Consider the following 12,531-nt stretch of genomic DNA (forward strand, 5'->3'; position numbering starts at 1 on the left):
AATTGCTCGCCTTTTCGCCGCCGAGCGGTGACCAGCGCTATCATTTCGACGATATTCAGCTGCTCTACGGCGACAATCGCATCGAGATATTGCTCTATGGGCCGCAGGGACAGGTTCGTAGCCGGGTCGAAACGGTCAACATCGCCGACGCCGCTGCGCCACCGGGCAAGACCTGGTACTGGGCCGGGGTCAACCAGCCCGCCCGCGACCTGATCATGTTACGACACCTCGTTGCCCAGCCGGGAACGCCGAAGATGCAGGCAACCGTGGCGGTCGAGCATGGCCTTGATACGCGCACCTCGGTCGCCCTCAACGCAACGATGCAAATCCTCGACGATGAACGACTGACCTATGTCGAGGGGACGGTACGGCGATCGATCGGCCATGCGCTGATCGAAGTCGCCGGTGCGCGCGATTCGCACGGCGGCATGGCCGGCCGGGCGGGGGTGCTGGCCAAGATCGGCAGCGTCAATCTGTCAGCCGAAGCGCTGGTCGCCACCAATTTCCGTCTTGAGGGAATCCGCGAGCGCAGCATCCGCCAGGGCCAGGTTGCGATCGACGCGCCGATCCGACTTGGGCGGACGGTCATCCCGGTCCACGCCTCAGTGCGCGTGCTCGATCGCGACGACGGCACGCGAGAGCTTGACGCAATCGGACGATTGTCGTTCAATCTCAGGCGCTTCAACCTGGCAACCGACCTTCGCTACCGCCACGTCACCACCCGCCTCGGCCAAGGCCCGCCGGACCAGGTCGAGGCTTCGCTGATCGGATCGGGCCATATTGGGCGCGTGCGATTGCGCGGGTCCACCACCTTCGATGTCAAACCCTCGGCTCGCTTCAAGCAGGCCGAATTGTCCGCCTATTGGGCCGCATCGGAGAAGGCCGACTGGGAAACGGGGCTGGGCTATGACGGGCTGGCGCACCGGGCGCGGGCGCGCGTCTCCCATATCCGCCGCTTCAACGCGATGGCGGTCGCGCTGACCGGCGAGGCGGCGAGCGACGGGTCGGTCGCGCTCGGCTTCAACCTGATCTTCTCGCTTGATCCGTCACGCGGGTTCAAACCGTCGCGCCAGCCGATGGCAAGCGCCGGCATGGTCCGCGCCCACATTTATCGCGATCTCAACGATAATGGCATGCAGGACGGTGGCGAGCCAGACGAGCCCAAAGTGCTGATTACGACTGGCTCGCAGGTCGCGACCGACGGCACCGACAAGCACGGCCGATCGCTGGTCGCCGGGCTGGCGCTGTATCGGCCGGTTGCGGTCGGAATCGATGAGTCGAGCCTCAGCGATCCGATGTTGACTCCGCGTAAAGCTCTGCAGGTGGTGACGCCGCGCGCCGGAATCACCGCGAATGTCGATATCGGCCTGGTCGGGGCGGGCAGCATCGAGGGATTGCTGGTCAAGGACGGCGGCGGTGGGTTCGAAGGCGTCGATCTCGAGCTGTTCGACCCGTCGGGCAAGGTCGTAGCGACCGCACGGAGCGACTTCGACGGATATTTCCTGTTCGACCGGGTCGCCTATGGTGCCTATCGGGTGCGCATCGCGGCGGCATCGGCGGCAGTGATCCATGCGGCGGTCGCGCTCGATGCGGCGCCGATCGTGTCGGGGGAGAAGCCGATGGTAAGGCTGGGCGCCATCCGGGCGAAAATCGTCCCGCAGATCGCCCAGGCCGAGGCAGCGCCCGGGGGCGCGCATTAACCATAGTCGTCTGAGACGACATTCCTGTTGCGAAGAACGGCACCAGCGGGCCGGTGCCGTCTTACTCAGCAAAAGATGGTGCGGTCGAGAAGACTCGAACTTCCACGGCCTTTCGGCCACAGCCACCTCAAGGCTGCGCGTCTACCATTCCGCCACGACCGCACGTGAACGGGCTCGATCGATCGATCGTCTAGCCCTTGGCAAGGCGCGGCCCCTAGCAAAGCGAGCCTGAGCGCGCAATGCGCAAACCACCGCGCGCCACCGTCACCAATTTCGTCCCGTCGCGGGACTATGGTCAACGCGCTGTTTACCAAGGCTGTGGGGCGTGGCACGTGCCAGTTATGCTAGCCTTCCTTCTCGCCGCTATCATCGTCGCGCCGAACGATCGGGCAGCGCCACGCTCGGCATCGGCGCAGGCCCAAGTTAGCATCAGGATCATCAGCGGGGCGCGGATCCAGCTCGGCCGGTCGAGCGAGGACGAAGCCGCCTTGATTCACCGCGCAGCGGTCCGCCTCGACGGCCGGCTAGTACCCGCTTCCTTGATAGAATTTCGTTAGAATTCTGATCGTTAACTCGCCCAGCGCAGCGTCAGCGACGTGGCATTTGGCGGCACCCCCAGTTCGGCGGCGTTGAAGCTGGCGCTGGCGCGGGGGGCGAGTTGCGGCGCGGGCGGGGCGATCCGCCAGCTATAGACCAGCTTGCCCGCGCTATCGCGCAGGTCGGCCTGCAGCGGCGGGATCGGCAGCGTCTGTTCGGTCGGGTTGATCACCCGGCCGCTGAGCGACACGAGGTCGTTGCCGCTCGCCAGCTTCTGCCGGTCCTGGCTGGTGACCATCAGCTTCAGAGGACTGTCGCCCGACACTTCGCTCAAACCCGCGCGTGCCATCCACTCGCGCGGTGCCACGAACCAGGCGGCGGCGGCGAGCGCGGCGACCAGCACGACGATCGCGGCCACGATCCCAAGCCGACGGCCAAGCTTGCTGGCCGGTTCGTCGGATCCGAAATGGGCTTCGTTCCAGTCGGCGAATTCGTCGACCGGCTCGGCGGCGGCAGGGCGCGGCACGCGGCTGCCGACGGGCTGTTCGACGGCAGGCTCGGGGCAGACCGGTTCGAACGAGGCCGGCGGATCGCTGTCCACTACAGGCTCGGCGAAGCCCGGCGCCGGCATTGGATCGGCGGCAGGCTCATCGTCGTCCGGACCAACGGGCTCCGTGGCGAGAGGCGGTTCCTCGGTGACTGCGACCGGCGCTTCGCTCGCTGCCGCAGTCTCGACGACCGGTGCCTGGATGGGTTCGGGAGGTGGCGGCGGACCGTCACTCGCCGCGCCGGCTTCGGCATCTTGGTGCCAGCTATGCTTGCACGATGCGCACCGTACCTGCCGACCCTGCGGCGGGATAGCACCATCCTTTACAACATAGCTGGTTCCGCAGGCGGGACAGGTCAAAATCATGCGTGCGCCGGCTCCGTGGGTCGAGCGGCAGGATAAACAGCAATGCGTCCCGCTTGGCAAGGCGGCGCGCCCTGTGCGAGACGTAAGGCGTGACGGGGGTTAGACATATCGTCGAGTTCGAACGGGTCGGCCTGCGTTATGGCACCGGCGGAGAAGTGCTGCGCGATCTCGACTTCCGGCTGAACAGCGGCGGATTCTATTTCCTGACGGGTCCCTCTGGCGCGGGCAAGACCTCGTTGCTGAAGCTACTTTACCTTGCCCAGCGACCGACGCGCGGTTCGATTCGCCTGTTCGGTGAGGACCTCGGCGCGCTGGGGCGTGACGCCATGCCACCGCTGCGGCGACGGATCGGGGTGGTGTTTCAGGACTTCCGGCTGGTCCGCCATCTGAGTGTATTCGACAACGTCGCGCTGCCCCTCAGGATCGGCGGGTCTAGCGAAGTCGACGTCGAGAGGCCGGTACGCGAAATGCTCGCCTGGGTCGGCCTCGCCGATCGCGCCAGTGCCCGTCCGCCGACGCTCTCTGGCGGCGAGCAGCAACGCGTGGCTATCGCGCGCGCGGTCATCGCTAGTCCTGAGTTGATCGTCGCCGATGAGCCGACCGGCAACGTCGACGGGGCCATGGCGCAGCGTATCCTCCATTTGCTGACGGCGATGAACGCGCAAGGGACGACGGTGGTCGTTGCCACTCACGATCTCGCGCTGATCGCGGCGACTCCCGGGGCGCAGCTCATCCGGCTCGAGAATGGCGCAATGGGCGACCCGACCGGCGCGCTGCGTAACCCGGTCCAAACTAGTCAAAGCCGAGCATGAACTGGCTGTTCGCCCCGATGGCGGAGCGCCGCCTGATCCCCGGCGGCGGCGTGCGCGGCGCGACGCCATGGGTGATCGCGATCATGGTGTTCGTGATGATGATCGCCGCCGCCGCCGGGCTGACCTTGTCCAACGCGGCCGGGATCGTCGCGCGCGGGGTCAGCCAGCGCTATTCGGTGCAGTTGGCGGACGGTGCAGCGCGACAGTCGGCGGCGGTGGCAGCGGCGCGCGGGGCACCGGGCGTAGCTGCGGTGCGGCCTGTGGCATCGGCTGAGATGCGCGCAACGCTCGAGCGCTGGCTGGGCGCGGCAGCGGCGAGTGCCGACCTCCCCTTGCCGGCGATGATCGATATCGACCTGGTGCCGGGCGCGGATGCGGCGGCGGTCGGGCGGCGGATCGCGGCGGCGGTGCCGGGCGCGCGATTCGTTGCCCATGCCGACAGTCTCGGGCCGTTGCTGTCGGCGCTCAAGGCGCTCAGCTGGCTCGCGGCTGCGCTGGTGTTGCTGGTGGCTCTGGCCAATGCCGCCGCCGTGGTGCTGGCGACGCGCGGCGCGCTCGATACCAACCGGGCGACGATCGAAGTGATGCACGGGATCGGCGCGACCGACCGGCAGGTGGCGCGGCTGTTCCAGCGGCGGATCGCGATCGATGCGCTGGTGGGTGGGGTAGCCGGAGGCGTCGCGGCGGCGACCGCACTGCTCGCCGTCGTCGGGACGAGCGGCGGGCTGATCACCGACATGGCGGGCGGTGCGGCGCTGCACGGCAGCGATCTCGCGCTGCTGGCGCTATTGCCATTGACGGTGGCGGCGCTGGCGACGGTTGTCGCACGGCTGGCGATATTGTTGGCGTTGAGGGCCACCCTGTGACGATCCGCGCCATCGCCCTGCTGGTCCTGCTCTACGCCGTGCTATTCGCCATCTTCGGCGTGACGCTGGGCCACCCGGCGGCGGCGGGCGTAACGACCGACGCGATTGTCGTCATTACCGGCGGCAAGGGCCGGATTGAGGAAGGGTTCGCCCGCCTGTCGGCCCAGCGGGGCCGGCGCATGCTGATCGCTGGCGCCGATCCGGCGGTGACCAAGGACGATTTGGCGCACCGGCTTCACGGCAAGCGCGCATTGCTCGATTGCTGCGTCGATTTGGGATCGGAGAGTGTCGACACGCGCTCCAACGCCGAGGAGGCCAAGCGCTGGCTCGACGCGCGCGGCTATCGCTCGCTGCTGCTGGTCACGAGCGACTGGCACATGCGCCGCGCCGACTATGAGTTCCGCAGACAGCTCGGCAGCCGTTATGAAGTGACCACCGACGCCGTGCGGACCGAGCCGAACCTGATGACGCTGTTCGCCGAGTTCAACAAATATCTCCTGCGGCGCATGGCGGTGTGGCTCGACGTATGAAGCTGCTCCGCTCGTTGCTGTTCGTGCTGATCTTCTATCCCGGGACCTTGCTGTATGTGCTCGCCGGGCTGGCAGTCGCGCCGATCGGCGTGGCCCCGATGCGCCGGGCGGTTCATGGCTGGTCGCGCTTTCACTACTGGCTGACGCGACACCTCATCGGGATCGAGGAGCAATTCGAGGGCGAGGTGCCAGATTTCCCCTGCCTGATCGCGATCAAGCACCAGTCGATGTACGAGGCGGTCGCGACGCTGCGCCTGTTCCACACGCCGGTGGTGGTGATGAAGCGACAACTGAGCCACATGCCCTTCTTCGGCTGGTTGACGCAGCGCTATGGTGTGATCGGGGTGGACCGCGAGGCCGGGGCGGCGGCGCTGCGTAACCTGATCACGGCAGGCAAGGCGGCGGCGGCGAGCGGGCGCCCGGTCATCATCTTTCCGGAAGGGACGCGGGTTCCCGTCGGCGAGCAGCCCGAGCTGAAGCCGGGGTTCGCGGCGCTTTACCGGGCGACGGGACTGCCCGTCGTGCCGGTGGCGATGGACGCCGGGCGAATATGGCCGAAGGGCTTCGTCAAATCGCCGGGCATCGTGACGTGGCGGGTCGGCGCGACGCTTCCGCCGGGCCTCCTGCGGAAGGATATCGAAGCGGCAGTCCATCACGCGATCAATGTACTTGAACATCCTGCATCCGACATTGCAATGTGCTAAGCTGCTCGACTGAGTGGCCTAGAATGTGATCAACCGCGCAATCGAGCGCCCAGTTTTTCGGCCGAGGCGACGATGCTTGCCGATATTGTGCTGATCTCGGCATCGGTGAAACTCTTCTCGCCGGGCTGCAAGATGACCTCGAACGCCAGGCTGAGCCCGGCGTCGCTCTCGAAACGATCGAACAGGCGAACGTCGGCGATCCGAACCTTATCCGCTCCACGAATGGCGCGCTGCATGGTTTCGGCGGCGAGGTCGGCGGGGACGAGGAAGGCGAAATCGCGCGATACAGTCTGCAGCGCGGGCGGCGTGAAGGCGGCGCGTGCCCGGCCGGACCATCGCGGCGCGGGAATGGCGTCGATGTAAAGCTCGGCGGCCATCGTCCCGGCCGGCGCATTCATGGCCTTGGCCAGCGCAGGATGAAGCTCGCCGAAGCTGGCGAGGATCGTCTTGGGCCCAAGACCGAGTGTCGCCGATCGTCCGGGGTGCCACGTCGCCCCCGCGTTCGCGAACAATTGCAAATTGCCGACCGGCGCCCCCGCCGCCTCGAGCAGCGCGAGCACGTCGGCCTTCGCGTCGAACGGATCGAACCCCTGCGCCTTGCCCGACTGCCAGTCGCGCGGCCCGCGCTCCCCGGCCAGCAGGATCGCGGCGGTCGCTCGCTCGCCCTCGGCCAGATAGCGGCGTCCAATCTCGAACAGGCGAATTGATGTCGCCCCGCGATCGGCGTTGCGCCGCGCGGCGGCGATCAGGCCGGGCAGCAGCGACGGCCGCATGGCCTTCATTTCCTCGCTGATCGGATTGAACAGGATCGCGGAGCCACCCCCGAAATGGGCGGCTTCCGCCTCGGGAATGAAGCTCCACGTAATCGCCTCGTCCAGTCCGCGCGCGGCGGCGGCGCGGCGCAGGCGGCGCTCGGTCCGCTGGGCCCGGGTCGCGGTCGGCCTGGCAACCCCCGGCGCGCGCGGCAGGGGGATGGAGGGAATCTTGTCGTATCCGGCGATGCGCAATACTTCCTCGACCAGGTCGGCTGGCCCGTCGATGTCGCGCCGCCAGCTGGGAACGATCGCGGCCTCGCCATCAAAGGTGAAGCCGAGCCGCTCCAGAATCGCGCGCTGTTCGGCCTCGGCGACATTGATCCCGCCAATCGCCAGCGTCAGCGCCGGGTCGAACGCCACGCGCCGCTCCCCCAGCGGCGGCGCGCCCGACCGAGTCACCGGGCTCGCGGTCCCGCCGCAGTGCTCGATCACCATCCGGGTGGCGATCGCCAGTCCCTCGTCGAGGAATGCCGGGTCGACTCCGCGCTCGAACCGCTGGCGCGCGTCGCTGGTCAGCGTCAAACTCTGTCCGGTCCGGGCGATGTGCGAGGGATCGAAGAAGGCGCACTCAATAATCACGTCGGTGGTCGTGTCGGACACGCCGCTCAGCTCGCCGCCCATGATCCCGCCAATGTCGTGGACGTGGGCGTCGTCGGCGATGACCGTCATCGTCTCGTCGAGCGTGTAGGTCTTGCCGTTGAGCGCCACCACGGTTTCATCGGCCTTGGCCCGCCGCGCGACCAGCCCGCCGCTGAGCTTCGCCGAGTCATAGACATGGAGCGGCCGACCGAGGTCGATCGACAGGAGGTTGGTGATGTCGACCAGCACCGAAATCGGCTTCTGCCCGGCGGCCTTTAGCTTCTGCTGCATCCATGGGGGCGACGGCCCATTGGTCAGGCCCGACACCGCTTGCGCATAGAAAGCCGGGCAGCCTTCGGGATCGTCGGTCCGCACGTCCGGCGCCGATCCGCTCGGCTCGATTGGCGCGGGCGCCTTGAACCGATGGACCTCATCCAGCGGACGAAGGGTTCCCAATCCCGCCGCCGCAAGATCGCGCGCGATCCCGCGCACACCCATGCAATCCTGCCGGTTCGGCGTGATCGCGACGTCGATCAGCGCGTCGTCCAGTCCGGCCCACTCGGCATAGCCGCGCCCGACCGGCGCGTCGGCAGGCAGCTCGATGATTCCGTCATGATCTTCGCCCAGCTGCAACTCGCGCGCCGAACACATCATGCCGTTGGACTCGACCCCGCGAATCGTCGCCTTGCCCAGCGTGAAGGCCGGTCCGGGGACAAATGTCCCCGCCCCGCCGAATACGCCGACCAGTCCGGCTCGGGCGTTGGGCGCGCCGCACACGACCTGCAGCGGCTCGCCCTCGCCGCTGTCGACCGTCAGCACTTGTAATTTGTCGGCTTGCGGGTGCGGCGTAGCGGTGAGAACGCGCGCGATTCGAAATGGGCCGAGCAGCGCGGCCGGATTGGTGACGCTCTCGACCTCCAGCCCGATGCTGGTCAGCGTCTCCGCCACGCTCGCCGCGTCGGCATCCGTTTCGAGATGCTTTTTCAACCAGGACAGGGTGAATTTCACGCGCCCACTCCGCCGCTCAGCGTCGGCACGTCGAGCGCCGAAAATCCGTAATGTTTCATCCAGCGCAGATCGCCGTCGAAGAACGGGCGCAGGTCATCCATGCCATATTTGAGCATTGCCAGCCGGTCGACGCCGGTGCCGAAGGCGAACCCCTGCCACTCGGCGGGGTCGAGCCCGCAATTGGCGATGACTCGCGGGTGGACCATCCCGCAGCCGAGCACTTCCATCCACCCCTCGGATCCCCCGACGACGCGGCGGCCCTTTTCCATCGACCAGCCGACATCGACCTCGGCCGACGGCTCGGTGAACGGGAAATAGCTCGGCCGAAGCCGCAACACGATGTCATCGCGCTCAAAAAACGCCTTCAGGAATGTCTCCAGGGTCCATTTGAGGTGGCCCATGTTGATACCCTTGTTGATCTCCAGCCCCTCGATCTGGTGAAACATCGGCGTGTGGGTGGCATCGCTGTCGCTGCGATAGACCCGGCCCGGCGCGATGATGCGGATCGGCGGCTTTTGCGCCATCATCGTGCGGATCTGGACCGGCGAAGTGTGGGTACGCAGGACGCGCGGCTCGCCTGCTCCGGCGACATAAAAAGTGTCGTGCATCGCCCGCGCCGGGTGAGTCTCGGGGATGTTGAGCGCAGTGAAATTGTGCCAGTCGTCTTCGATCTCGGGTCCCTCTGCGACCGCGAAGCCAAGATCGGCGAAGATTTCGGCGAGTTCGTCCATGACCTGGCTGACCGGGTGAACCGAACCTCGCAGAGTTTCGTGCGCGGGCAGCGACAGGTCGACGCGCTCGGTGGCGAGGCGCTGATCGAGGAGTTCGGATTCCAGCGCGGCCTTTCGCGCAGCAATCGCACCGGTGACGTCCTCGCGCAGCGTGTGGATTCGCGGCCCCTCTACGGCGCGCTGATCTGGCGTCATGCCGCCGAGCGACTTCAGCAGCGCGGTGATCTGCCCTGACTTGCCCAGCGCGGCAATGCGCGCGGCGTCAAGCGAGGCGAGGTCGGGGGCCGCGATGATGCGGTCGAGAAGCGTCGATGCGTCCATGCCGGCGGCTCTAGCCTCGCCTGTAGCCAAATTGCAAAGCCGCTCGGCTATCAAGCGGATGCCTCGGCCGCCATTGACTCATCGTTAAGCATTTTGCGCGACCGTGGCGACGTCAACGAAAGAGAAACGCCATGGCGACGATTCCGCGCTCCCCCGATTCGCTCTCACTCGTGCGCAGCCGCATCGGCGAGCGGATCGCCGAGATCGAACAGCGGGCGTCGACGCTGAAGCCTATCGACATCCGGCTGAAGATGGACGCGATCCGGGCGATGGCGGCGGAGCATGGCCTGCTCGCGCTCGAAGGGCTGGCGGATTATTCGGCGCATCACGCGATGATGCCGGGACATCGTCAGGCAACGCGCTGTGCGCTCGACCATATGAGCGCTGCGCTCGACAGCAATTCGGACGCCGATCGGACCACCATTCTCGCGGCGATGGCGATTCGCCTCCACTGATTCGGCACGCTGATTCGGCACTGGCGGGCGTTTCGCGCATTGGGTGACCGATGCGCTCCTTTTCGCAACTGCTCGACGACCTCGTCTACACCCGCTCGCGCAACAGCAAGCTGCGGCTGATCGGCGACTATCTTAAAGCCACCCCCGACCCCGATCGCGGCCTGGCGCTTGCCGCGTTGACCGGGACGCTCGACATTCCAGCGGTCAAGCCGGCGGTGGTACGCGCGCTGGCCGAGGCGCGCATCGACCCGGTCCTGCTGCGGATGAGCCGCGACTATGTCGGCGATATGGCCGAGACGGTGTCGCTGCTGTGGCCCGCGAGGGTGGGCGAGGGGAACATAAGCGCAGAGCCGGGCGACCTCGATGACGGCACGATCACTGTCGCCGCCGCGGTCGAGCAATTGCGATCTGCGTCGCGCTCGGAGGCGCCCGCCGTGCTGGCAACGATGCTCGATCACCTCGATGCCTCCGGGAGGTTCGCGCTGCTCAAGCTGGCGACCGGCGCGTTGCGGGTCGGCATTTCGGCGCGGTTGGCAAAACAGGCGCTGGCAGACGCTTTCGCCATCGACGTCGAGCAAGTCGAGGAGGTGTGGCACGGGCTTAAGCCGCCCTATTCCGAGCTGTTCGCCTGGGGCGAGGGGCGCGGCGAGCAGCCGACGGCGCGCGACATTCCGGTATTTCGCCCGTTCATGCTGGCGCATCCGCTGGTTGAAAAACAGGTCGAGCTCGCCGGTGCTTTCGAAGAGAAGTGGGTCGCCGAGTGGAAATGGGATGGCATCCGCATCCAGCTGGTCCATGCCGGCGGGGACACGCGGCTTTATTCGCGCACCGGGGACGATATCTCGGGCAGCTTTCCCGATGTCGCGGCGGCGTTCGCGACGAGGGGCGTGCTCGACGGCGAGTTGCTCGTGCGCGGCGCGGGCCAAGGCGCGGACGAACATGGCGGCGCGGTGGCCAGCTTCAACGCGCTGCAGCAACGGCTCGGGCGCAAGAATGTCTCGGCCAAGGTGCAGGGCGACTATCCGGCGTTCGTCCGGCTCTACGACATCTTGTTCGATGGCGAGGAGGATGTGCGCGCGCTGCCGTGGAGCGAGCGGCGGGCGCGGCTCGAGCGGTTCGTCGCGGGCCTCGATCCAGAGCGGTTTGATCTGTCGCAGATTATTGAAGCCGAGAGTTTCGACGCGCTGGAGGAGCGACGCGCCGGCGCGCGCGATTCGGCGATCGAGGGGATAATGCTGAAGCGGCGCGATTCGCCTTATGTCGGCGGGCGCCGCGCCGGGCTGTGGTATAAATGGAAACGCGACCCGCTGACCGCCGATTGCGTCATGATGTATGCACAGCGCGGTTCGGGCAAACGCTCGTCCTTCTACTCCGACTACACCTTCGGCTGCTGGAACGGCGACCCGGCTTCTGGGCCGGAGCTGCTGCCGGTCGGCAAGGCCTATTTCGGCTTCACCGACGAGGAGCTGAAATGGCTCGACAAGTTTGTGCGCGGCCATACGCTCAATCGTTTTGGCCCGGTGCGCGAGGTCGAAAAGAGCCTGGTGCTGGAGGTCGCGTTCGATTCGATCCACGCCAGCAAGCGGCACAAATCAGGCCTGGCGATGCGCTTCCCTCGCATCAGCCGCATCCGCACCGACAAGCCGGCGGACGAGGCCGACCGGATCGAGACATTGCTGGCGATGGCCACTTAAGGCTTTTCGACGAACCGGCGACCACAGCCGCTCAACGGCGGTCCCGTCTTGCTTGCAGTGACACGTTGGCGGGCTAGGTTCCCGCTTTGAACAGGGGACCTGCCATGCGCTCGATACTCGCCGTTGCCATGCTGCTCGCATCTAGCACAGCCGACGCTGAAACCTATGCAATCCAGGCAGGGCGCGTGATCGTTGATGCCGCCAAGCCGGCCCTTGGACCGTCGACTATCATCGTCACCGACGGCCACATTACTGCGGTAGAGCCCGGCGCGACCGCGCCGACTGGCGCAACCGTCGTTGACGAGCGTGGACGGACGGTGATGCCCGGCCTGATCGACGTCCATGTTCACCTGACCTTCAAGTCCGGCGAGCCCTGGTACACGTCGCTCACACCGAAATATTCCAACGCCTATGCCGCGACGGTCGGGCTGACCAATGCGCTGACGATGGCGCGGGCCGGTTTCACGACGGTGCGCGACCTCGGCGGCGATGCGACTGCTAGCCTGGCGATGCGCGACGCCATTCGCGAAGGTGCCTTTCCCGGCCCGCGGGTGCTGGTCGCCGGACCGGCATTATCGATGATCGGGGGCCATGGCGATGATGCGGTCGGGCTCAGCCCCGAATTGGCCGAGGCAATCAACGCGCGCGGTCAGATCGGCGTCTGCACTGGCGCCGACGAATGTTCACGCGCGGTGCGAAAGATCGCGGCGCTGGGCGTCGATGTCATCAAGTTCCATGCCACCGGCGGCGTGCTCGATCCTGGAGCGATGGGGCTGGAGCAACATTTCTCCGACGCCGAGATGAAGGCGATCGTCGACACCGCCCATTCGCTGCACCTCAAGGCAGCGGCCCATGCCCATGGCGCG

At 66.7% G+C, this 12,531-nt stretch carries 11 protein-coding genes and 1 tRNA gene; 8 read left to right on the forward strand and 4 right to left on the reverse strand.

Translation table 11 applies throughout. The features are described 5' to 3' along the window. Window positions 1–1,700, forward strand: a 1,700-nt coding sequence (locus tag RMN84_RS09175) for a collagen binding domain-containing protein (RefSeq protein WP_405051470.1), incomplete at its 5' end; no start/stop codon positions are given. Window positions 1,701–1,776: 76 nt separating this feature from the next. Here RMN84_RS09175 and RMN84_RS09180 read toward each other — a convergent pair. Then, a tRNA-Leu gene (locus RMN84_RS09180) sits at window positions 1,777–1,862 on the reverse strand. Between the two features lie 406 nt (window positions 1,863–2,268). Beyond that, window positions 2,269–3,150: an MJ0042-type zinc finger domain-containing protein gene (locus RMN84_RS09185; RefSeq protein ID WP_309611870.1), complete on the reverse strand. Its 882-nt coding sequence runs from the start codon at window positions 3,148–3,150 to the stop codon at window positions 2,269–2,271. A gap of 89 nt (window positions 3,151–3,239) precedes the next feature. On the opposite strand from RMN84_RS09185, the gene ftsE reads away from it, so the two are divergent. From ftsE to RMN84_RS09205, 4 genes are read left to right on the forward strand one after another with little or no spacing between them, the layout of a single operon-like run. After that, window positions 3,240–3,962, forward strand: a complete 723-nt coding sequence (ftsE, locus tag RMN84_RS09190; RefSeq protein WP_309611871.1) for a cell division ATP-binding protein FtsE — start codon at window positions 3,240–3,242, stop codon at window positions 3,960–3,962. Continuing rightward, the gene (locus tag RMN84_RS09195) at window positions 3,959–4,828 is read left to right on the forward strand and encodes a hypothetical protein (protein WP_309611872.1); all 870 of its coding nucleotides are present in this window, start codon (window positions 3,959–3,961) and stop codon (window positions 4,826–4,828) included. Before ftsE ends, RMN84_RS09195 begins: the two co-directional genes overlap by 4 nt. Then, window positions 4,825–5,358 (forward strand): YdcF family protein, encoded by a 534-nt coding sequence (locus RMN84_RS09200; RefSeq protein WP_309611873.1) that lies wholly within the window; start codon window positions 4,825–4,827, stop codon window positions 5,356–5,358. Before RMN84_RS09195 ends, RMN84_RS09200 begins: the two co-directional genes overlap by 4 nt. Further along, window positions 5,355–6,062 (forward strand): lysophospholipid acyltransferase family protein, encoded by a 708-nt coding sequence (locus RMN84_RS09205; RefSeq protein WP_309611874.1) that lies wholly within the window; start codon window positions 5,355–5,357, stop codon window positions 6,060–6,062. The genes RMN84_RS09200 and RMN84_RS09205 overlap by 4 nt, the downstream gene beginning before the upstream one ends. A 29-nt stretch (window positions 6,063–6,091) precedes the next feature. Here RMN84_RS09205 and pheT read toward each other — a convergent pair whose 3' ends face one another. Then, window positions 6,092–8,464 carry a phenylalanine--tRNA ligase subunit beta gene (pheT, locus tag RMN84_RS09210; protein WP_309611875.1) on the reverse strand — a complete coding sequence of 791 codons (2,373 nt, stop codon included), beginning with the start codon at window positions 8,462–8,464 and terminating at the stop codon, window positions 6,092–6,094. Beyond that, window positions 8,461–9,516 carry a phenylalanine--tRNA ligase subunit alpha gene (pheS, locus tag RMN84_RS09215; RefSeq protein ID WP_309611876.1) on the reverse strand — a complete coding sequence of 352 codons (1,056 nt, stop codon included), beginning with the start codon at window positions 9,514–9,516 and terminating at the stop codon, window positions 8,461–8,463. The genes pheT and pheS overlap by 4 nt, the downstream gene beginning before the upstream one ends. 131 nt (window positions 9,517–9,647) lie before the next feature. Between pheS and RMN84_RS09220 the strand changes: the two genes are divergently transcribed. The 3 genes from RMN84_RS09220 to RMN84_RS09230 all read left to right on the forward strand — a co-directional run. Continuing rightward, on the forward strand, window positions 9,648–9,971 hold the full coding sequence (locus RMN84_RS09220; protein ID WP_309611877.1) for a hypothetical protein: 324 nt from the start codon (window positions 9,648–9,650) through the stop codon (window positions 9,969–9,971). 50 nt (window positions 9,972–10,021) lie between these two features. Continuing rightward, a complete protein-coding gene (locus RMN84_RS09225; RefSeq protein WP_309611878.1) occupies window positions 10,022–11,665 on the forward strand; it encodes a cisplatin damage response ATP-dependent DNA ligase in 1,644 nt (547 codons plus the stop codon). A 104-nt stretch (window positions 11,666–11,769) separates the two neighbouring features. After that, a partial coding sequence (locus RMN84_RS09230; RefSeq protein WP_309611879.1) for an amidohydrolase family protein occupies window positions 11,770–12,531 on the forward strand: 762 nt, incomplete at its 3' end.

The organism is Sphingomonas sp. (assembly GCF_031380695.1).
Taxonomy (GTDB): domain Bacteria; phylum Pseudomonadota; class Alphaproteobacteria; order Sphingomonadales; family Sphingomonadaceae; genus Sphingomicrobium.

Coding starts and splice junctions, on each gene's coding strand:
- RMN84_RS09185 (WP_309611870.1), bottom strand. CDS start 3,150: ATGATTTTGACCTGTCCCGCCTGCGGAACCAGCTATGTTGTAAAGGAT.
- RMN84_RS09195 (WP_309611872.1), top strand. CDS start 3,959: ATGAACTGGCTGTTCGCCCCGATGGCGGAGCGCCGCCTGATCCCCGGC.
- RMN84_RS09205 (WP_309611874.1), top strand. CDS start 5,355: ATGAAGCTGCTCCGCTCGTTGCTGTTCGTGCTGATCTTCTATCCCGGG.
- pheS (WP_309611876.1), bottom strand. CDS start 9,516: ATGGACGCATCGACGCTTCTCGACCGCATCATCGCGGCCCCCGACCTC.
- RMN84_RS09220 (WP_309611877.1), top strand. CDS start 9,648: ATGGCGACGATTCCGCGCTCCCCCGATTCGCTCTCACTCGTGCGCAGC.
- RMN84_RS09225 (WP_309611878.1), top strand. CDS start 10,022: ATGCGCTCCTTTTCGCAACTGCTCGACGACCTCGTCTACACCCGCTCG.